Consider the following 20,745-nt stretch of genomic DNA (forward strand, 5'->3'; position numbering starts at 1 on the left):
GGCTTACCAGTAATACTGCAGCGACTGGCCCCATTGGGTGTCGGCGAACCCGGTTTTCAACTGGCGGAACCAGCTTTTGCGCACGTTCTTGTCGACGTCTTCGCCACCGCAACTGTTGTAGCCGGAAGGGCCGTAGCAGTTGATGGCGCGGAACAATGCGTAGGCCTTGTCGTTATGGGGCGCTTTGGCGTTGTTGATGACCTGCTTGTAGCCGTCGAGCCGTGAGAACGTTTCGCCCTTGAAGTCCGACGCGGTGCTGCCCAGGCTGGCGGCGGAACGCGCCTCTTCCAGGGGCATGCCGTCCAGGCCATTGCGCAGGATGAACTCACCAAAGCAGTTCAGGCCTTGGGGGTTTTTCGGGTCGCTCTGCAAGGTGTTGGCGGTTTGCGCGATGCTCGGACAGGTGTAGCCGGATTCGCTTTTTTCACCGCTCCACTGGAACAGCTGCAGGGACTTGCCGCCAGAGTAGACGTAACCCAGGCTGGTGCCGATCTTGTCCTCGGGGACCGGGGAGGGCAGTTGTTTGAGGTCGTCGGCGAAGGTGGCGAACTGGCTGTGCAACAGGTTTTTATAGAGCAGCACGAATTGCGCAGTCTGGCGTTCAACTGGGTCGCTGGCCTGGGCGATTTGCTGGCGTAGCAACTCGGGGTCGGCGACGTTGCGCAGCAGGATGTAGCGCACTTGCTTGGCGCTGATCGGCGAGTCGGCGGCAAACACCTTCGCCAGTTGCCCGCTGCGCTCGTAATTCATCGCCAGGGCCAGTTCCAACTGATCGCGTTGCAACGGTTGTTTGGCGAGCGGTAGCAGTTGCAGCCACAGGGCCTCGGCGGCCTTCCAGTCATCCTTGGCTTCCAGTGCCAGGCCACGCAGGGTTTGCTGGCTGAAGGCGAAGTAATCGAGGCTCGACGGCACATCCTGCGGCAGCCGTTTCAAGGTGCTGTCAGGTTGATGCTCAACGTACAAGGCAAATGCCGCCTGCACGTAGTCGTACAGCGCAGGCTCCTGGGCAAACACCGATTGTTGCGCGTCAAGGGCTTCACGGGTCAGCTTGGGCGGGTTGCCGGCGCGCATCCACATCAGGTCGTTGAGGGCCAGGATCAGCGGGTTGTTGACCGCTACGGTAGTGCTCGTCAGCAGTTTGGTGTCGGCTTCTTCCACCAGTTCATTCAAGGACACATTGCGCTGGGCGTCGCTGGCCTGGGTCAACTGCCAGGCAAAGTCGTCCGCCAGCTTGTCTGGGTTAGGGGCGAGCCAATGCACCCGGCGCAGCAGGCCGCGGGCCGAGGCGGCGTATTCACCCTGTGGATAAGTTTTCAGGTAGTCATCGAAACCGGTCTCGGCCAGTTGCAGCGCCGACTTATCCACATGCTCCAGCGACGGTGTGTCGTATTCGTCGAAGGCGTTTTGCTGGGCATTGTTCAGCGCGGTACGGGCGGTCATGTACAGCGCTGTTTCCTTGAGCCAGGGCAGGCTGCTGTCGGTCAGGGTGGCAAAGCCTTTTTGCGCCTCGGCAAAACGGCCGCTGTAAAAGTCGCCGGCGGCTTGCAGGTACGCCAGCAGCGCCTTGCCATCGGCCGACTTCAACTGTTCGCCGGTCGCCAGGCCGTCCCAGGTACAGGCGGTGAGCATCTGCACGCGTTGCTTGGCCAGCAGTTGGCGCTCGGCGGGCGGTATGTCGGCTTTTACTACCTGGCTGATAAATGCAGCGGCGCTGTCGTTGTTGTTGCTGCGGCAGCGGTTGCCCTCCCCGGAGAGAAAGGCGTCACCCGCCGCTTTGTCGTTATCACGCGGGATGCTCAGCGATGTGAGCAGTTCAGTGAGCGTGTCATCGGCTGTGGCGGTGGGCTCAGCCGCAGGCGGGACAAGGCGATACACCGGAAACGGCACCGGACCGAACCCCTGGGACAGGTCCTCTTCATTCAATGCATTGGGTACCAGCGGCGCGGCTTTCTTGTCGGCCAGCAACAGGCGCAGGTTGACCCGGCTGTCATTGCCCGGACTCAGGAAGGGCAGGTTGCTGCACACGTCCAGGTTGTTACGCGACACCCGCCAGTCGGGGTAGCACGAGTCGTCGGAACTGGCCTGGGCCTGAAGGGAGAGGCCGGCGAGCAGTGCCAGTGCCAAGGGTGACAGAAGACCGATGCGCATAAGAGTCCTTGATCCTGAATCCATGGAAGGTCGCAATCATAGCTTGAACCAAGAAAAACGTCGGTGAAGAGCTACGCAAAATTCAGATTTTTCCGGTTGTGAGAGGGCGATTTAACGCCGCAGTCCCAAGTCTCATGCGGGTCCTGCATATTGCGAAACAACAGGCGAGGCGCAGGCTTTTGTCCTAGAGTGGCGGTTGTTCGCGCAAGCGCAGGTTTTGCCTTGGAAATGGGCAATAGTGGGGGAATAGAGGTGCGACGGTCTGTGGTAGAGCAAGACGACAAGGTCGGGGCATTTCCCGTGCTCAGCCGCATGCCGGGTGTCTGGAAGGAATCAGGCTGGATCAGCCGGTTATGGTGGGTGCCGATCCTGGCACTGGCCATGATCCTGCGTTTCTATGGCCTGACTGCCTCGGCGATCTGGGGCGATGAAGGCTCAAGCCTGCTGCTGAGCGAGTATGCCCCGGGCGACCTGTGGTTCCACGCGGCCCATGACGTACACCCGCCGCTGTATTTTTTCCTGCTGCGCGGCTGGATTGAGCTGTTTGGTGATGGGATTTTCTCCATTCGCAGCATGAGTGCAATCCCCGGGGTGGTTGCCGTTGGACTGGGCATCTGGTTGACGCGGCTGATCGCCACCCGCCGCGCCGCCGTGCTGGCCGGGATCCTGCTGGCGTTGTTGCCTACGGCCGTGCGCTACAGCCAGGAAGTGCGGATGTACTCGCTGCTGGGTGTGTGGCTGCTGGCCGCCACCCTGGCACTGGTCTATTGGGTCAGGCATCCCGAGCGGACACGGTATCTGGTGGCTTATGTGCTGCTGATGACCGCCGGGTTTTACACTCACTACTTCACCGCGCTGTGCGTGCTGGTGCATTGGCTCTGGCTGGGGCTGCTGTGTTTGCCGCAAACGTCGAACCTGCGGTTGATCACCCGTCCGGGCTGGTGGTGGGCCAACGTCGCCATTGTTGTGTTGTACCTGCCCTGGCTGCCGAATCTGCTGGATCTGGTGCAGCACGTCGAACAACTCAAAGTCGGCGGCGATATTGGCTGGGAAGACCCCGTTACCTTGTCCTCCGTGCCGGCGATGATCTGGCAGTTCCTGATTCAGGACGAAGGTGATGGCCTGTGGCGTCCGCTGTTTGTCCTAGTGCCAGTACTGTTTATCGTGGTGTTGGGAGTGACCGCGTGGCGAGACCAGAGCCGTTATCGGTTCGGCTGGTTACTGGCGCTGTTTTTCCTGTTGCCGATGCTGCTGGTCTATGGCGTTTCGTTTGTTTCCCCGGTGTTCATCGAACGTTATCTCACCGTCTATGCCTTGGGCTTGCCCATCGTTGTGGCCTTGGCCGTGGATCGCCTTGGGGCACGCTTGCGGATCATCGGTGCTGCGCTGTTGGTGTTGTTTGTCGGGGTGGAGCTGGTGGGGTTGAAGACCAACTTCACCGTCGATGAACACGATCAGTTCAACGTCGCGGTGGAGTTCGTCAATCGCAACTACCAGCAGGACGACCGCATCGTCATCAGCGACATGCTCTGGTACTTGCCCTATGTGTATTACGACCAGACCGACGCCCAATTGCAGCTCTACACACCGCCGACGGCCGGGGGCAAGTCGACGCGGCCCAATGCCTATGGGTTTGGCACTTTGGTGGATCAGGACGGTGGCCGAATCTACCTCGACCGCCTGTCGGCGATTGCGCCGCAGACCCAACGCGTCTGGCTGATCAGTAGCAGTGACGGGCCGGATGAGTTTGCACCGCTACCCGACGGTTGGCGCCAGCTCAGCCAACAGGACGGCGGCGGCGCCAGGGCGCGCTTGTTCGTGCTATGCCACGTGCCAGGGCCGTTACCCAAGGACGGCTGCGGTTAATATCCGTCTGGCGTGGGCGTCCGGTATCGGCCGGCGCCTGGGCTAGACTCAAGTCAATCTCTTCATCAGGAACCTGTCATGGAATCCCCAATCCACAGCCTGCCTTCGTTGTTCAAACAACTCGGGTTGCCTGACGACCCACAAAGCATCGAGCAATTCATCACGGCACATTCACCGCTTAAACCGGATTTGAAGCTGGCAGACGCGTTTTTCTGGAACGATAGCCAGAGGGCGTTTTTGCGAGACGAGATTCTGGAGGACGCGGATTGGGCCGAGGTGGTGGATGAGTTGAATTTGCGGTTGAGGAGCGGGCGCTGGGTGTAAAAAAACTTTGCCGAATAGCTGCTCCCAGGTGCGGGAGTGGGCTTGCCCACTGGTTGTAGCCGCTGCCGAGGTACGAGGCTGCGATGCGTGTCCGCAGGACCGCCTCTGGGGCCGCTACGTCGGAATGCCGCACCAAGCCCATCGCAGCCTCGTACCTCGGCAGCGGCTACAACCGCATTCGTACCCCCCATTGGTTTTGTAGCACCCTGAAAATCTCCAACACCTTTGCCCAAACCCGCTTTACTTACCTCACTGCCCACCACCCATCCCCAAATTTGTATCAAAACTTGACTGAGTCGGATCCATCCACCATATTGATAGTTAGCAAACTAACATTGTGCGAATGATCCCGTGTCCCAGACTCTCGAACAACTCCAGATGAACATCAGCAGCAGCATGGTGGTGGGTGCCCGTAACTGGCGAAAAATCTGCCAGACCACGCTGGTGAGCTATGGCATCTCCGAAGCCTGCGCCGTGCCGCTGTTGATGATCGGCCGCCTGGGCGACGGCGTGCATCAGGTCAAGGTCGCCCAGGCGTCCGGGATGGAAAGTCCGTCCCTGGTGCGCCTGCTGGACCAGCTGTGCAACGCCGGCTTCGTGTGCCGTACCGAAGACATTCATGACCGCCGTGCCAAGGCCTTGAGCCTGACTGCCCGTGGCCGTGAATTGGTGCAGGCGGTGGAGGAGCAACTGGTGCGTTTGCGTCGAGAAGTGCTGGCGGACATCGACCACGATGACTTGGAGACTGCGCTGCGCGTGCTGCGTGCCTTCGAAGCCGCCCACCAACACCCTGCGGTCGTGACGCCTTGAACGGATTTTTTAGCGGCATGCCGCCGGCACGAGATTGGTTTTACGGCGTTCGAACATTTGCGGCGTCGATGATCGCGCTGTACATCGCCATGCTGATGCAGATGCCACGTCCCTATTGGGCGATGGCCACGGTGTATATCGTCTCAAGCCCCTTTGTCGGTCCCACCAGCTCCAAGGCGTTGTACCGCGCCGTCGGCACCTTTCTCGGCGCGGCGGCAGCGGTATTTTTTGTGCCTATGTTTGTGCAAACCCCGTATTTGCTGGTGGTAGTGATTGCGCTGTGGACCGGGATCCTGCTGTTCCTTTCATTGCACCTGCGTACCGCCAACAGCTACGCGCTAATGCTCGCCGGCTACACCTTGCCGCTGATCGCCCTGCCGGTGGTGGATAACCCTCTGGCGGTATGGGACGTGGCCGAGGCGCGTACCGAAGAGATTTTCCTGGGTATCGCCGTGGCGGCGGTGGTCGGCGCAATGTTCTGGCCCCGGCGCCTGGCGCCGGTGTTTGATGATTCGGTCAGCAAGTGGTTTGCCGACGCGCAGGTCTACAGCCAGCGCTTCCTGACCCGCAACGTGCAACCCGAAGAAGTCAGCACCCTGCGCGGCGGTATGGTCGCCACCTTCAACACCTTGGAATTGATGATTGGGCAACTGCCTCACGAGGGCGCGCGGCCGCAAACGGTGCGCAACACCAAAGAGCTGCGTGGGCGGATGATCCATCTGCTGCCAGTGGTGGATGCCCTCGACGACGCCTTGTATGCCTTGGAGCGCCGCACGCCAGAGCTGGTCGGAAAATTTGCGCCGCTCCTGGCCGCCACCGTTGCATGGCTGGAAAACACCCAAAAGGATGCGCCCATCGAACGCTGGCGCGCCCTGCGTGACCAGATCGAAGCCTTGCAGCCCGACGCCGAAGCGCTGGATGACCGTCATCAGCTGCTGTTTTCCAATGCGCTCTACCGCTTGGGCGAATGGGTCGATTTGTGGCAAGACTGCCGCAGCCTGCAAGCGGCCATCCAGTGCGAAAGCCAGGACAATTGGCGGGCCGTGTACCGCCACTGGCGCCTGGGCCGGCTGACGCCCTTTATTGACCGTGGTCTGATGTTCTATTCGGCGTTTTCCACCGTCACCGCCATCATTGTCGCCTCGGTGCTGTGGATCCTGCTGGGCTGGACCGATGGCGGCAGTGCGGTGATTCTGGCGGCCGTGGCCTGCAGCTTTTTCGCCTCCATGGACGACCCGGCGCCGCAGATTTACCGGTTCTTTTTCTGGACGGCGATGTCAGTGCTGTTCGCCAGCCTCTATCTGTTTCTGGTACTGCCCAACCTGCACGATTTTCCGATGCTGGTCTTGGCCTTCGCTGTGCCCTTTATCTGTATTGGCACCCTGACGGTCCAGCCGCGTTTCTACCTGGGTATGCTGCTGACCTTGGTCAACACCTCATCGTTTATCAGCATCCAGGGCGCCTACGACGCAGACTTTCTGGCCTTCGCCAACTCCAACCTGGCCGGCCCCGTGGGGTTGTTGTTCGCGTTTGTCTGGACCTTGATCGCCCGACCGTTCGGCGCAGAGTTCGCCGCCAAGCGCCTGACCCGTTTCAGCTGGCGCGACATCGTCGGCCTCACCGAACCTGCGACCCTGGCCGAACACCGGCAAATGGGTGTGCGGATGCTCGACCGCCTGATGCAACACCTGCCGCGCCTGGCGATGACCGGGCAAGACACCGGCATCGCGCTACGCGAAGTGCGGGTAGCGCTGAACCTGCTGGATTTGCTGGCCTATTCGCCGCGCATCCTCGGCGTGCCGCGTGTCCTGCTGAATCAAGTGGTGGAGGGCGTTGGGGGGTACTTCAAGGCCTGCCTGAAAGCCGGTGAACGCCTGCCTGCCCCCGGCGGGCTGCTGATGACTCTGGACCGTACCCGCCGTGCCCTCAACGGTCAGGGCCTGCAAGGTGAAGACGAAACCCGCCTGCATCTGTTGCATGCCCTCAGCGGCTTGCGCCTGGCGCTGTTGCCGGGCGTGGAATTTGTCGGCGGCGCCGAGCTGGACGCGCCGCTACCCGATGGAGCGCCTTTATGATCGGTGATCTGGATGTCAGCGGGGTGTTCCTGCCCACGCTGCTGGTGCTGATGGGCATTACGTATGTGTTGTACCTGGTGGTGCACGGGCTGTTGACGCGCTTCCACTTCTATCGCCTGGTCTGGCACCGGGCATTGTTCAATGTGGGTCTCTACGCGCTGTTGCTGGGCGCAGTGGACTCACTCAGTCGATACCTGATGACATGAAAAAACCTTTTTTGACCATCGGCCGCGTAGTCCTGACGTTATTGGTGGTGAGTTTCGCCTGCGTCGTGGTCTGGCGCATGGTGATGTACTACATGTTTGCGCCCTGGACCCGTGACGGCCACATCCGTGCCGACATCGTGCAGATCGCCCCGGACGTGTCCGGGTTGATCCAGCAAGTGGACGTGCGCGACAACCAGTTGGTGGTGCGCGGCCAAGTGCTGTTCTCCGTCGATCAGGACCGCTTCAAATTGGCCCTGCGCCAGGCCCAGGCCGCTGTCGCCGACCGTCAGGAAACCCTGGCCCAGGCCCAACGTGAAGCCAAGCGTAACCGAGGCCTGGGCAACCTGGTGGCCAGCGAGCAACTGGAAGAAAGCCAATCGCGCGTGGCCCGTGCCCAGTCGGCCCTGGCCGAAGCCCAGGTGACGGTGGACAGCGCCCAGCTCAACCTTGATCGCTCGGTGATCCGCAGCCCGGTGGACGGCTACGTCAATGACCGTGCGCCCCGTACCCAGGAATTCGTCACCGCCGGTCGCCCGGTGTTATCGGTGGTGGACAGCAATTCCTTCCACATCGACGGTTATTTCGAAGAAACCAAGCTGGATGGCATTCACGTCGGACAGAGCGTCGACATCCGCGTGATCGGCGACAGCGCTCGCCTGCGTGGCCATGTGCAGAGCATCGTCGCCGGTATCGAGGACCGTGACCGCAGCAGCGGTTCCAACCTGTTGCCCAACGTCAACCCGGCGTTCAGCTGGGTGCGCCTGGCCCAGCGGATTCCGGTACGGATTGCCTTTGACGATGTGCCGGAGGATTTCCGCATGATCGCCGGGCGGACCGCTACGGTGTCGATCATCGATGACAAGCCCGTCCAGGGAGACAAACCATGAAACCGGCAGCGCTTTTAGCAACCGCCGGGCTGGGGTTGCTGCTGTCGGCCTGCCAGGTGGTCGGGCCGGATTATCATCTGCCGGACCAGGCCGCCGTATCCCGTGGCGACTTGCAAGGGCAACTGGCAGGGCAGGGTAGTCATGTGGTCTCGGCCCCTGTGGCCGCTGATTGGTGGAAGCTGTATCAAGACCCGCGCCTGGATGAACTGGTGCGCCAGGCTATGGCTTCCAATACTGATTTGCGTGTAGCCGCAGCCAACCTGCAACGGGCGCGTTTCCAGGTTCAAGAAGCCCAGTCTGCGGGCGGCTGGAGTGGCGGCGTAAAGCTCGGCGCCCAACGCTTGCAAGAGTCCGGCGAAGCTTTTTTGTTGGCGGATAAAGTGCCGGTGGCCAATGTTGGTGACGTGGGGATCACCACCTCGTATCAGTTCGACTTGTTCGGTACCTTGCAGCGCGGTATTGAAGGTGCCCAGGCCAATGCCGACGCGACCCAGGCTGCCGTCGATACCGCCCGCATTACCCTGGTGGCAGACGTGGTGCGTTCCTACACCCAGGTCTGCGCGGCCAACGAAGAGCTGGAGATTGCCCGGCATTCACTCGATCTGCAGGCCCAAAGCACTCATCTGACCCAGCGTCTGCGTGATGCCGGGCGCGGTGATGAAACCCAGGTCACCCGTTCACAGACCCAATTCAAATCCCTGCGTGCCGAGCTGCCGCGTTACGACGCGGCGCGTCAGGCCGGATTGTTCCGCCTGTCGATGCTGCTGGCCAAGCCGTTGGATCAACTGCCGGCCGGTACCCGCGACTGCGCCGAGCTGCCGCATATCTCCCAGCTATTGCCGGTGGGCGACGGCGCTGCCTTGCTCAAGCGTCGGCCCGATGTACGCCAAGCTGAACGCCGGCTGGCCGCCGCCACTGCTGGCATCGGTGTTGCCACCGGCGAGCTGTACCCCGACATCAGTATCGGTGCCACGATTGGCACGGTTGGCCTGCTGGAAAACCTGGGCAAACCGGCCGCCAACCGCTGGGGCTTTGGCCCGCTGTTGAGCTGGACCGTGCCGTCCAACGGCTCCCGCGCTCGCATCCATGAAGCCGAGGCCGCGACCCAGGGCGCCCTGGCACATTTTGACGGTGTGGTGCTCAACGCCATTCGCGAGACCCAGACCGGCCTGGCGCAATACACCGCGCAACTGGAGCGGCGTGATGCCCTGGCCGATGCCGAGCAGTCGGCGCAACAAGCCGCGGACCAGACGCACCGCTTCTTCCAGGCCGGCCGCGCGTCGTTCCTGGCTGACCTGCAAGCCACCCGCACCTACACCGACATGCGGGCGCAGTTGGCCGCGGCCAACACCCAGGTTGCCATGAGCCAGATCGATTTGTTCCTGGCGTTGGGCGGCGGTTGGGAAAGTGGACGAACGCAAGGCACACAAGCCAGCAAACCCTGAGCGGGTTGCTATGCTTGGACAGGTGGGCACCTGAAGGCCCACCTGTCACTGCTCGCGTTTGCTCATGGGGATTCCAATAATGAAAAACCCTTATGCTCCCGCTTTCTGGTGCGTGTTCTTCGCACTGGTGCTGTTATCGGCGACCTACTTCTACGGCATCATGCTGGCCCATCAGATCGACAAGGCCATGGTGTTCCTCGACAGTGCCAGCGCGCTGATTGCCGTGCTGTCCATCGGTGTGGTGGCCTGGGCCTCCTACCAGGGCCAGCGCATCAAGCGAAAACTCCTCGAACAAGGCAAGACGCGGGTGGCCATCTGGGACACCAAAGTGGCTCTGCGCCGGGTCGAGACCGTCTTCGACCGCTATTTCTGGGGCAGCTACTGGCAGCCCGGCCGCACCTTCCAGGAAGTCATGGGTGAGCTCACCGGCACCCCCCTGGAAAAAAGCCTCGAAGCCTTGAAGAAACAATGCGTGGCGCTGGACCAACAGGTCGCCGACGGCCGTCATTGGTTGAACAACGCGCGGGAACTGTCCGACGTCGCCACGGCCATGGCTCGGGAGCGCTACCAACTGGACTTTTGTGACCCCAAGGCGGACACGCCGAGCAATGCGGTGATTCACCGGGAGTTCGAGGTGCTGGTGTATACGTGGACGGCGCGGCTGAAGAGCTTTGACCATCAACTGGACGAGATCGAGACGGAGTATTCCTGAGGGGCCTACCGCTATGATTGGGTGCCTATGCTAATCTTCCCCGGATTTTCGGCGGGCTTGAGCCGACACCCGTTGGGTGCTCAGGGAAGACAGCCCACATCCATACAGGATTTGATCAGGTCACTACATGAATAAGCCAGCAGTCGTTCTTTTGGGTTTTGTCGTCGCGGTCGGCGTTGTCAGCGCCGGTGGCGCCTGGTACACCGGTAAGCAATTGGAGCCGGTACTGCAAACTGCGATCCAGAATGCCAACAAGGAACTGCAGACGTCCATGGCCGGCGTCGACGGCACGGTGACCCTGGAACTGGTGTCCCTGGACCGTCAGACGTTCACCAGCACCGCCCACTACCGCCTCAGGGCCCAAGGTTCGGTGTTCGGCGAAGACCACAAAGATTCCGAGCTGCTATTCGTCGACCACATCGAGCACGGCCCGCTGCCGTTCTCCCGTCTGGTATCGCTGAAATGGTTGCCGGTCATGGCCACCAGTCACTACGAGCTTGAGAAAAACGCCACCACTGAAAAATGGTTCGCCGCCACCAAAGACGTGTCGCCGCTCAAGGGCGTGGCCAATATCGGCTATAGCCGTTCGGTAGACGGCAATGTCGAATTGCTGCCTCTGGAAATCAAGGACGACAAGTCCTCGGTGAGCTTCTCCGGCGCGAACCTGGACTTCTCCAGCACCGCCGAGGCCCAGAAGGTCAAGGCCAACGGTTACATGGACGCCCTCAAGGTTTCGCTGATCGATGCCAATGGCGCGCCGTTCCAGGCTGAGCTGAGCGGGCTGACCGTGGCCAGTAACCTGGTCAAGAGCACCTTCGGTTTCTACACCGGCCAGAACACCATCGAGCTGACCAATACCAAGGCCACCTTCGGTCCGCAGCAAGCCGTGCTGACCCTCAAGGGCTTTGAGCAGAAAGACAGCAGCGAGACCAAGGACAACAACCTGTCCGGCCGCGTGGACTACAAGATCAACGAGATCGGTTACCAGGGTAAGCCCGTGGGTTCGGCGGCCATGGCCGTGAGCATGAAAAACGTCGATATCCCGGCCATGCTGGTGTTGACCAAGCTGTACCAGGACAAGATGCAGCCGGCGCAGGCCGCTTCCGCTGCCGGGCAACCGATCCCGGAACTGCAACTGACCGAAGCCGAGCAAACGCTGGCCCAGGCCAATGTCGACCAATTGCTGGCCGCCAAACCGCAAGTGGCCGTGGAAAACCTGTCCCTCAAGACCACCAATGGCGAAAGCCGCTTCAACCTGCTGGTGGACATGACCAAACCGGCGACCATGGAACTGCCATCGGTTGAACTGGGCAAGCAGATCATCTCGCTGCTGGATGCCAACCTGACCCTGTCCAAGCCAATGCTTGCCGATGTGGCTGGCCTGCAAGCACAGATTGGCGGCGTTACCGACCCGAAAGCCATTGAGCAGCAATCCCAGATGGCCGGTGAAATGGTCAGCAACATGGCCGTCGGCACCCAATTGGCAACCCTGGACGGCACCGATATCGTGTCCAAGCTGCACTACGCCAACAATGAAGTGACCTTCAACGGCCAGAAAATGACCGTTGAGCAGTTCATTGGTGGTGTACTCGGTAAGTTGGGCGCGGTGAGCGGGGCTCAGTAAAAACCTGGCCACCGCTGGGCAAAATGTGGGAGCGGGCTTGCTCGCGAAGGCGGTGGGTCAGTCGCCAGATGTGTTGACTGACAGTCCGCCTTCGCGAGCAAGCCCGCTCCCACATTGGTGTTTTGCCAGACCATAGATTTTGTAGGGCAATTCTGAATAAATGTTTGGAATTGCCCTTTTTTGTACCCCTCTCAAGGATATTGCGCCGTAGGAAAGCTTGGCCGGGTCATCAGACGCCGGCGACCTGATGTGTGTTTTACAGGTAAACCTATTGCTACAGCTTTCCGTGTTAGGGAAGTTGACGAAATGTTGCAACACTCACATCCACCTACCGACAACCGATTGCGCCTGTTTATCCGCGCCGCCCTGTGCAGCCAACTGCTGCTGCCTGCGCTGGCCTTGGCCGATCCTGCCTACGACTCCCTGATCCACCAGGCCCGCACCGGTAACTATGCACCGGCGCTCAACCTGCTGCGTCAATTGCCCGCCGAGCGCCAGACGCCGGGGCAGATCAGCGACCACCTGCTGATCGCCAGTTGGGCCCATCAAGACGCCGAAGTGCTGAAGGTCTACGAGGCCCAAGGGCGCAACCGTACCCTGACCACCCAAGCACTCGCCACTGTTGCGCGTACCTACCGCAACCAGCAGCGCTGGGAGCCGGCGGTTGCGGTCTATCGCCAGGCCATGGTGCGCGAACCGAACAACGCTGACTTGCAACTGGGCCTGGCCCTGACCCTGGCCGATGCCGGCCAGACCGCCGAAGCCGTGCAACGCGCCCGAGCTCTGGTAACCGCCAAGCCGGACGACGCGGACCGGCGCATGGCGTTGGGTTACGCGCTGACCCGCGCGGGTTCAACCTTTGATGCGTTGTTTGAGTTCGACCAGGCCTTCATCCGCGCCGGCAAAAACCCCGAGGTCGCCCGCGAGTACATCGTCGCCCTGCAACGCGCTCGTATGCCTGAGCCGGCCCTGCGCCTGGCCGCCCAGCGTCCTGGCCTGCTGGATCCGGTCACCCAGCGCCGCCTGGAAGGCGACCTTGCTGCCGAGCGCGTGCGCCTGGCCGAGTTCGCCTCCCGCACGGAGCAAGAGCGTTACGTCATCGCCGACCGTGCCCTCAAGGACTACAACCAGTTGCTCGCCACCTGGGCCCCGGATGCCAATGCCCATGACGACGTAGTGCGCTGGCGCATCGACCGCCTGGGCGCCCTCAAGGCCCGCGCGCGCACCGCCGAATTGATCTACGACTATGAAACCCTCAAGAGCGAAGGCGTACAGTTGCCGACCTACGCCCTGCGCTGGGTCGCCGCCGCTTACCTCGACCAGCGTCAGCCGGAAAAAGCCGCACCGCTGTACCGTCAAGCGCTGGCCGCGCCGGATGCCGATGGCAGCGATCGCGTTGAAGACAGCACCGCGCTGTTCTACGCCCTGCTGGAAAACGATCAGGTGAGCGAGGCTCGTGAGGTCGCCAATAAGTTGGCGAGCACTCAACCCGCACGGGTCGAACTCAAGGGTCTGCCGATCGGCAATCCTAACGATGCATGGATGGACGCCCAACAACTGGCGGCCCAGGCCGGCACCTATGGCGCCGACCTGCCGGCCAGCGAAAAAAGCCTGGAGGCCCTGGTGCAACAGGCCCCCGGTAACGTTGGCCTGCGCCTGGCCCAGGCTGACATGTACCGCGCCCGGGACTGGCCGCGTCGCGCCGAAAACAGCCTCAAGGAAACCGAAAGCCAGGCACCGCGTGACATCGGCCTGGAAGTCTCCCAAGGCCATACCGCCCTGGACTTGCAGGAGTGGCGCCAGCTCGATGCGCTCACCGATGACGTGGTCGCCCGTGCTCCAGAGAACCGTCAGGTGCAGCGCCTCAGTCGCCTGCGGGATGTGCATGACATGGCCGAGTTGCGGGTCGAAGCCTACACCGGCAAAAGCTACGGCGGCGGCAACAGCGGCGCCGGCGCGGTGTCCGGCAGTCGCGACTTTGGCATCGAAACCCTGCTCTACAGCCCGCCGATCGACGAAGACTGGCGGGTATTCGGTGGCGTCGGCTACGCCACCGCCGACTTCCAGGAAGGCACCGGTCAACACCGTTGGCAGCGCTTGGGTGTGGAGCGGCGTACCCGCGACATGACCCTGGAGGCCGAAGTCTCCAACCACTCTTATGGCTTCGGTTCCAAACAGGGCGCGCGCATCGCCCTGGCCCGGGACATCAACGATCACTGGCAGTACGGCGGCAGCCTCGATTACCTCTCGGCCAGCACGCCACTGCGCGCCTTGAACGCCGACATCACCGCCAACGGCGGCAGTGGTTTTATCCGCTGGCGTGCGAATGAAAGCCGCGAATGGAAACTGGCCTTGAGCCCGTCCCATTTCAGCGACGGCAACAACCGTGTCGAGGCCCTGCTCACCGGCCGTGAAGGCGTCTACAGCTCGCCGAAAGTGCAAGTCGACCTCGGCCTGGAGGTCGGTACCAGCCGCAACAGTAAGGAAGACACACCGTACTTCAACCCGCGTTCGGACTTCAGCGTGTTGCCCACAGTGAACGTCAATCACGTGCTCTATCACCGCTACGAGACTCAGTGGAGTCAGCAGTTCCAGGTGGGTGCGGGTACTTACAGCCAGCGGGATTACTCCACCGGTGGCGTCGGCGTGATCGGCTACGGCCAGCGTTTTCGCTGGAGCGACGTGCTGGAAACCGGCGCCAACCTGAGCTGGATCAACCGACCTTATGACGGTGAGCGCGAAAGCGATCTGCGCCTGATCGTCGACCTCACTTACCGCTTCTAGAAGAGTCCGATCATGCCTGTCCTTTCCCGATGCCTGCTGGCCCTGGGGTTAATGCTGAGCAGCGCTTGCGCCCAGCAACCCGCGCCTTTCACTCCACCCGTCGAGCGGCTCAAACCCGTTAACGAAGCGCCGTGGCCGAAAAACCATTTCCTGGGCATTGCCTACCATGACGTCGAGGATCGTGACCCCGACCAGGCGGTGGTGGCGGTGCGCACTGAGCGTTTGATCGAGCAGTTGTCCTGGCTGCGGGAGAACGGCTACCAGCCGGTCACTGTCGACCAGATTCTGGCGGCGCGCAGTGGCGGCCCCGAACTTCCGGCCAAAGCCATCATGCTCAGCTTCGATGACGGCTATGCCAGCTTCTATACCCGAGTCATGCCGATTTTGCGGGCCTACAACTGGCACGCGCTGCTGGCGCCAGTGGGCAGTTGGGTCGATACGCCGCTGAACCAGCCGGTGGATTTCGCCGGCACGCCACGCCCGCGTTCGGAGTTCCTCACCTGGCAGCAGGTGCGCGAAGTCTCTCAGTCCGGCCTGGTGGAAATCGCTGCGCACACCGATGCCAACCACAAGGGCGTGCTGGCCAACCCTCAGGGCAACCTGCAACCGGCCGCCACCACCCGCCGTTTTGATCCTGCCACGGGCCGCTACGAAACCGAAGCGCAGTTCCAGGCACGGATGCGTAACGATGTCGCCGCCATCTCCAACAAGATCCGCACCGTGACCGGCAAGGCGCCGCGTGTGTGGGTCTGGCCATATGGCGCCGCCGACGGCACCTCGCTGGCGGTAGTGGGCGAGCAGGGCTACCAGATGGCCCTGACCCTGGAAGACGGGCTCGACAGCCTCGGCAACCTGATGAGCAGTCCGCGATTCCTGGTGGCTTCCGACCCGGACGGCGAGCACTTCGCCAACAGCATTGTGTCTGCCCAGACCCTGCCACCGCAGCGGGTGCTGCATGTGGACCTGGACAACGTCTACGACCCAGACCCGGCCCAACAGGTGCGCAACCTTGACCAACTGATCCAGCGCGTGGTGGACATGGGCGCCAGCACGGTGTTCCTGCAAGCTTTCGCCGACCCGAAGGGCGATGGCCTGGTGCACTCGCTGTACTTCCCTAACCGCCATTTGCCAATGCGCGCCGACCTGTTCAACCGTGTCAGCTGGCAGCTGCGCACCCGCGCTCATGCCAACGTGTTTGCCTGGATGCCGGTACTCAGTTTCGCCCTCGATGAAAAGCTGCCCCGCGTCACCCGTTGGGACCCGCAGACCGGCAAGGTCGCGGTCGATCCAGACCAGTACCAGCGCCTGTCGCCGTTTGATCCGAAGGTGCGCCAGATCATTGGCGAAATCTACGAAGACCTGGCCCGCACCAATGCCATCGACGGTGTGCTGTTCCACGACGATGCGGTGTTCTCGGACTTCGAAGACGCCAGCCCCGAAGCGCTCAAGGCGTATGCCGCCAACGGCCTGCCGGACAACATCGCCGCCCTGCGTGCCGACCCGGCCGTGATGCAGCGTTGGACCCGCTTCAAGAGCCGCTACCTGATCGACTTCACCCACGAGCTGACCGCCAAGGTCCGCAAACTGCGGGGCCCACAGGTACAGACCGCACGCAATATCTTCGCTGAGCCGATGCTCAACCCGGGCAGCGAAGCCTGGTTCGCGCAGAACCTCGACGACTTCCTCACCAGCTACGACTGGACTGCGCCCATGGCCATGCCGCTGATGGAGGGCCAAAGCCTCAAGGACTCCAACGCCTGGCTGGAAAAACTCGTGGCCACCGTCAAGGCCCGCCCAGGCGCCTTGCAACGCACGGTCTTCGAGCTACAAGGCAAGGACTGGCGCACCCCGGCCGCGCCCGATATTTCCGGTGCGCAAATGGCCGAGTGGATGGGCGTGCTCAAACGTCAGGGCGTCACCAGTTTTGGTTACTACCCCGACAACTTCCTGGAGAATTCGCCGGATCTGAAAACCGTGCGTCCGGCCCTTTCCAACCAATGGAATCCTTGACTCATGTTCGACAGAATTCTTGCTCTTCTCGTCTTGTCATTGGTGTTGGGTGTGCCCCTGGGCCTGATCTTTCTGGTCACCGGGCAGTTCCTGATGGACTTCGTGTTTTTCTATCCGCTGTTCATGTCCGGGTTGTGGATCGCCGGCGGCCTGTATTTCTGGTTGCACTGGGAGCGGCACTGGCCCTGGGGTGAGGACACTCCGGCGCCGACGCTGGCCGGCAATCCGCTGATCTCGATCCTGATCCCTTGCTATAACGAAGGGGACAACGCCGCCGAGACCATCGGTGCGGCGCTGGCCCAGAACTACCGCAATATCGAAGTGATCGCCATCAACGATGGCTCCAGCGACAACACGGCTGCCGTGCTCGATGCCCTGGCCTTGAATGAGCCGCGCCTGCGGGTGCTGCACCTGGCGCAAAACCAGGGCAAGGCCGTGGCCTTGCGTATGGGGGCGGTGGCGGCCCACAGCGAATACCTGGTGTGCATCGACGGTGATGCCTTGCTCGACCGCAATGCTGCGGCCTATCTGGTGGCGCCGATGCTCGACAACCCTCGTTTGGGTGCGGTCACCGGTAACCCACGGATTCGCACACGCTCGACCTTGATCGGTCGGGTGCAAGTGGGTGAGTTCTCCTCGATCATCGGTTTGATCAAGCGTACCCAGCGGGTGTTCGGTCGAATCTTCACGGTCTCCGGCGTAGTGGTTGCCTTCCGTCGTGCGGCCCTGGACCGGGTCGACTACTGGAGCACCGACATGATCACCGAAGACATCGACGTCAGCTGGAAGCTGCAACTCGATCACTGGAGCATCTTCTACGAGCCTCGCGCGCTGTGCTGGATCCTCATGCCGGAAACCCTCGGTGGCATTTGGAAGCAGCGTCTGCGCTGGGCTCAGGGCGGCGCTGAAGTGCTGTTCAAAAACATTCGCGGCATCTGGCAATGGCGTCATCGCTACCTGTGGCCACTGCTGTTCGAATACTGCCTGTCCACTGGTTGGGCCTTCACCTTCTTGCTGTCGGTGATCTTCTGGGCCGTAGGCAAGTTTGTCACGTTGCCCGCCGCGATCGCCGTTGAGACGTTGATGCCACCGGCTTTCACCGGACTGCTGCTGGCGGTGGTGTGCCTGGTGCAGTTTGCGGTGAGCATCATGATTGACCGGCGTTATGAGCGGGACCTGTGGAAAAACCTGTTCTGGACCATCTGGTACCCGATGGTGTTCTGGCTGGTCAGCCTGTTCACCACCTTGGTCAGCTTTCCCAAAGTGCTGTTCCGCCAACACCAGAAACGCGCGCGCTGGGTCAGCCCGGACCGCGGAATCAAAACCCCCGGCAAGGAAATGAACCCATGAATCTGATCCGAACCCCACAGCGGCCTGTGATGCAGGCCATCGACATTTTACTGACCCTGATGGCTTGGGCCGGGTTGGTTATCTTGTTGATACGCGGCTTGGTGCCGATGCTCGACAGCCGTGGCGGCCCGCGCATTGACGCACCGATTTTTGCAGCGCTGGATACCTTGCAGATTTACCTGTGGATCGCAGCATTCAACGCAGTGCTGTTGATCAGTTGGGCGCGTTACCAGCAACACCGCGGCAAGCGTTTTGCTCAGCGGCGCTCGGCCGCCAAGGCGTTGAGTGACAAGGGCTTGAGTGAGAGCTTCAGCTTGGCCGAGGGCGATCTTGAGCAACTGCGCCGGCCAGGAGTCTTGGTGATTCATAACGATCACGAAGGTGGTGTAGAGGCAGTGAGGGCTCATGTGTCCCGGGACATTGAGCGCCAGGGATTGAAGTTGGTGACGCGCAAAGATCAAATCATGTAGCCATTGCTGGCTGTCGCCGCTGCAGAGGCACGAGGCTGCGCCAGCGGCTACAGGGATATTCAAATGGATCCAATGGGTGATGGCTAACTAATGGCGATCATCCATCCCTTAGTCGAATTTGTATAAAAGCTGTTACCGCTTGTCGGAATAAAAATGCCAATTGCAATAGAGTTGGCGTTGAATAATTTTATTAATCAATAAGTTACAAACAAACTAAATGTAACTTTTCATTAAGCCAGAATCTTGGCTCACCCGAAGTTCGATGTTAGTTTGCCACCCCCGCTTTTCGACGGATCGAATATGTCTTCACTCTTGCCACGGACTCGGCTGCTGCTGGGCGCCTGCCTACTCACCTGCTTCGCACTGAACAGCGCGATGGCTGCCCCCACGCCTGGCGATCAGGACCTGATCCGCGACCGGCAAAACCGCCTGCTGGAAGAACAACAGCGGCGTCTTGAAGAGCTCAAGGACCTGCCCGGTAAAGAGGCAAAACCGGCGGCCCCCGCGACCCCGGTCGATACCCGCTGCTTCCCTGTCAAAGACATCGAAATCAAGGGCGCCGACAGTCTGTCGGGCTCTGATCGCGAGCGTCTGCTCAAGCCGTATATCGGCCAGTGCCTGGGTGTATCCCAGCTCAATGAATTGCTTAAAGCCATCACCGACTACTACATCGACAAGGGCCTGGTAACCAGCCGCGCTTACTTGCCGCAGCAGGACCTGTCCACAGGTCATCTGCAAGTGTTGGTGGTGGAGGGCAAGCTTGAAGGTTTGAAAGGCGCCGACAACAGCACACTCTCGGACCGCGAACTGGCCATGGCCTTTCCCGGCAAAAACGGCGACTTGCTGAACCTGCGAGAAATCGAGCAGGCCATCGATCAACTCAACCGCTTGCCGTCCAACCAGGCACAAATGGAACTGGCGCCGGGCGATGCCGTTGGCGGCAGTTCGGTGCTGGTGAAAAACAACCCGCAGACACCTTGGCGTGCCAGCCTTTCGCGTAACAACGACGGCCAGAAAAGTACCGGCGAGCAGCAGTGGGGCACCGGGTTTGAATGGGACAGCCCGCTGGGCCTGGCCGATCAGTTGATTCTGCGCGGTGGCCATGACGCCGTCAGCGACCACCAGAAAACCTCAAAAAACGCGATGTTCTACTACAACCTGCCATGGGGCTGGTGGAACTTCAGCTACAGCTACAACGAAAGTGACTACCGCTCCCAGGCCCAGGCCGACACCTACAACTTCAAGCAAACCGGCGACAGCCAGAACCACCAGTTGCGTGCTGAACGTGTGATCCATCGCGACGCCCTGAGCAAGACCTCGGTCAACGTCGGGCTGTCCCACCTGCGCACCAACAACTACATCGCAGACAGCCGTCTTAAAGAGAGCAGCAATCGCCTCAGCGAGTTGCAACTGGGCATCAACCACGGTCGGCGGATCGGCAGCGCTTTCGTCAACTTCGATGTCGGCATGCAAAACGGCACGGGAGCCTTTGACGCCCAAGACAACCACAACCCAGGCCCTGGCGTGCCGGATGCGCGCTACCGCAAATACACCGCCACCGTCAGCTACCTGCAGCCGTTCACGTTGTGGGGCGAGTCCTTCAGCTTTACCAGCCTGGCCACCGGGCAGCGCAGTGAAGACGTGCTGTTCAGCCCTCAGCGCATGAGCCTCGGCGGCTCGTCGTCGATACGCGGTTTCAAGGATCAGCAACTGAGCGGTGACAGCGGCGGCTACTGGCGCAACGACCTGCGCTGGAGCCGCCCGGTGACGCTGGTTTGGCTGCGCCCGGTGTTCGGTGAATACGGCGCCAGCGTCGGCTATGACCAAGGCGTGATTCGCAATGGCCGCTACAACGACGAAGTGCATGGCCGGGTTTCAAGTAACTCACTTGAGCTGTTCGCCCGAGGCAAGTACGTCAGCACCAGTGTGACCTTTGCCCACTCCCTGGAACGACCGGCAGCACTGACCGAGCGCGAAGCGCCGATCTACTTCCGCATGGATTTCTTCCTGTAACCCAACGCCTAGTTGCATCGA

General features: G+C 61.2%; 15 protein-coding genes. 14 read left to right on the forward strand and 1 reads right to left on the reverse strand.

Translation table 11 applies throughout. The annotated features are described in order from the left end of the window. Positions 1-3: 3 nt before the first annotated feature. Positions 4-2,148, reverse strand: a complete 2,145-nt coding sequence (locus J7E41_RS26705) for an outer membrane assembly lipoprotein YfiO (RefSeq protein ID WP_214997247.1) — start codon at positions 2,146-2,148, stop codon at positions 4-6. Between the two features lie 264 nt (positions 2,149-2,412). On the opposite strand from J7E41_RS26705, the gene J7E41_RS26710 reads away from it, so the two are divergent. The 14 genes from J7E41_RS26710 to J7E41_RS26775 all read left to right on the forward strand — a co-directional run bounded on the left by J7E41_RS26710 (position 2,413) and on the right by J7E41_RS26775 (position 20,724). Then, complete coding sequence (locus tag J7E41_RS26710) at positions 2,413-4,014, forward strand: glycosyltransferase family 39 protein (RefSeq protein WP_353049434.1); 1,602 nt, start codon at positions 2,413-2,415, stop codon at positions 4,012-4,014. 78 nt (positions 4,015-4,092) lie between these two features. Next, positions 4,093-4,338 carry a DUF2789 domain-containing protein gene (locus tag J7E41_RS26715; RefSeq protein ID WP_214997248.1) on the forward strand — a complete coding sequence of 82 codons (246 nt, stop codon included), beginning with the start codon at positions 4,093-4,095 and terminating at the stop codon, positions 4,336-4,338. Positions 4,339-4,716: 378 nt separating this feature from the next. After that, positions 4,717-5,148 carry a MarR family winged helix-turn-helix transcriptional regulator gene (locus tag J7E41_RS26720; protein ID WP_214997260.1) on the forward strand — a complete coding sequence of 144 codons (432 nt, stop codon included), beginning with the start codon at positions 4,717-4,719 and terminating at the stop codon, positions 5,146-5,148. Further along, positions 5,145-7,223 (forward strand): FUSC family protein, encoded by a 2,079-nt coding sequence (locus J7E41_RS26725; RefSeq protein ID WP_214997249.1) that lies wholly within the window; start codon positions 5,145-5,147, stop codon positions 7,221-7,223. Before J7E41_RS26720 ends, J7E41_RS26725 begins: the two co-directional genes overlap by 4 nt. Then, positions 7,220-7,429 carry a DUF1656 domain-containing protein gene (locus tag J7E41_RS26730; protein WP_155586247.1) on the forward strand — a complete coding sequence of 70 codons (210 nt, stop codon included), beginning with the start codon at positions 7,220-7,222 and terminating at the stop codon, positions 7,427-7,429. Before J7E41_RS26725 ends, J7E41_RS26730 begins: the two co-directional genes overlap by 4 nt. Beyond that, entirely contained in the window at positions 7,426-8,316 is an 891-nt protein-coding gene (locus tag J7E41_RS26735) for an efflux RND transporter periplasmic adaptor subunit (RefSeq protein WP_214997250.1), read from the forward strand. The genes J7E41_RS26730 and J7E41_RS26735 overlap by 4 nt, the downstream gene beginning before the upstream one ends. Then, positions 8,313-9,761: an efflux transporter outer membrane subunit gene (locus tag J7E41_RS26740; RefSeq protein ID WP_214997251.1), complete on the forward strand. Its 1,449-nt coding sequence runs from the start codon at positions 8,313-8,315 to the stop codon at positions 9,759-9,761. Before J7E41_RS26735 ends, J7E41_RS26740 begins: the two co-directional genes overlap by 4 nt. 79 nt (positions 9,762-9,840) lie before the next feature. After that, a complete protein-coding gene (locus J7E41_RS26745) occupies positions 9,841-10,473 on the forward strand; it encodes an NADH:ubiquinone oxidoreductase subunit N (protein WP_155586250.1) in 633 nt (210 codons plus the stop codon). A 127-nt stretch (positions 10,474-10,600) separates the two neighbouring features. Then, on the forward strand, positions 10,601-12,097 hold the full coding sequence (locus J7E41_RS26750) for a YdgA family protein (RefSeq protein WP_214997252.1): 1,497 nt from the start codon (positions 10,601-10,603) through the stop codon (positions 12,095-12,097). A gap of 306 nt (positions 12,098-12,403) precedes the next feature. Next, positions 12,404-14,881 (forward strand): poly-beta-1,6 N-acetyl-D-glucosamine export porin PgaA, encoded by a 2,478-nt coding sequence (gene pgaA / locus J7E41_RS26755; RefSeq protein WP_214997253.1) that lies wholly within the window; start codon positions 12,404-12,406, stop codon positions 14,879-14,881. A gap of 12 nt (positions 14,882-14,893) precedes the next feature. Continuing rightward, a complete protein-coding gene (gene pgaB, locus J7E41_RS26760; protein ID WP_214997254.1) occupies positions 14,894-16,891 on the forward strand; it encodes a poly-beta-1,6-N-acetyl-D-glucosamine N-deacetylase PgaB in 1,998 nt (665 codons plus the stop codon). Positions 16,892-16,894: 3 nt separating this feature from the next. Next, on the forward strand, positions 16,895-18,241 hold the full coding sequence (gene pgaC / locus J7E41_RS26765; protein WP_214997255.1) for a poly-beta-1,6-N-acetyl-D-glucosamine synthase: 1,347 nt from the start codon (positions 16,895-16,897) through the stop codon (positions 18,239-18,241). Then, entirely contained in the window at positions 18,238-18,711 is a 474-nt protein-coding gene (gene pgaD / locus J7E41_RS26770) for a poly-beta-1,6-N-acetyl-D-glucosamine biosynthesis protein PgaD (RefSeq protein WP_214997256.1), read from the forward strand. The genes pgaC and pgaD overlap by 4 nt, the downstream gene beginning before the upstream one ends. 300 nt (positions 18,712-19,011) lie before the next feature. Continuing rightward, positions 19,012-20,724, forward strand: coding sequence for a ShlB/FhaC/HecB family hemolysin secretion/activation protein (locus J7E41_RS26775; protein WP_214997257.1), 1,713 nt, complete (start codon positions 19,012-19,014; stop codon positions 20,722-20,724). Positions 20,725-20,745 lie beyond the last annotated feature (21 nt).

The organism is Pseudomonas fluorescens, assembly GCF_018614655.1.
GTDB lineage: Bacteria > Pseudomonadota > Gammaproteobacteria > Pseudomonadales > Pseudomonadaceae > Aquipseudomonas > Aquipseudomonas fluorescens_BX.

Coding starts and splice junctions, on each gene's coding strand:
- J7E41_RS26745 (WP_155586250.1), top strand. CDS start 9,841: ATGAAAAACCCTTATGCTCCCGCTTTCTGGTGCGTGTTCTTCGCACTG.
- J7E41_RS26705 (WP_214997247.1), bottom strand. CDS start 2,148: ATGCGCATCGGTCTTCTGTCACCCTTGGCACTGGCACTGCTCGCCGGC.
- pgaC (WP_214997255.1), top strand. CDS start 16,895: ATGTTCGACAGAATTCTTGCTCTTCTCGTCTTGTCATTGGTGTTGGGT.
- J7E41_RS26735 (WP_214997250.1), top strand. CDS start 7,426: ATGAAAAAACCTTTTTTGACCATCGGCCGCGTAGTCCTGACGTTATTG.
- J7E41_RS26775 (WP_214997257.1), top strand. CDS start 19,012: ATGTCTTCACTCTTGCCACGGACTCGGCTGCTGCTGGGCGCCTGCCTA.
- pgaB (WP_214997254.1), top strand. CDS start 14,894: ATGCCTGTCCTTTCCCGATGCCTGCTGGCCCTGGGGTTAATGCTGAGC.
- pgaA (WP_214997253.1), top strand. CDS start 12,404: ATGTTGCAACACTCACATCCACCTACCGACAACCGATTGCGCCTGTTT.
- J7E41_RS26720 (WP_214997260.1), top strand. CDS start 4,717: ATGAACATCAGCAGCAGCATGGTGGTGGGTGCCCGTAACTGGCGAAAA.
- J7E41_RS26715 (WP_214997248.1), top strand. CDS start 4,093: ATGGAATCCCCAATCCACAGCCTGCCTTCGTTGTTCAAACAACTCGGG.
- pgaD (WP_214997256.1), top strand. CDS start 18,238: ATGAATCTGATCCGAACCCCACAGCGGCCTGTGATGCAGGCCATCGAC.
- J7E41_RS26750 (WP_214997252.1), top strand. CDS start 10,601: ATGAATAAGCCAGCAGTCGTTCTTTTGGGTTTTGTCGTCGCGGTCGGC.
- J7E41_RS26730 (WP_155586247.1), top strand. CDS start 7,220: ATGATCGGTGATCTGGATGTCAGCGGGGTGTTCCTGCCCACGCTGCTG.
- J7E41_RS26740 (WP_214997251.1), top strand. CDS start 8,313: ATGAAACCGGCAGCGCTTTTAGCAACCGCCGGGCTGGGGTTGCTGCTG.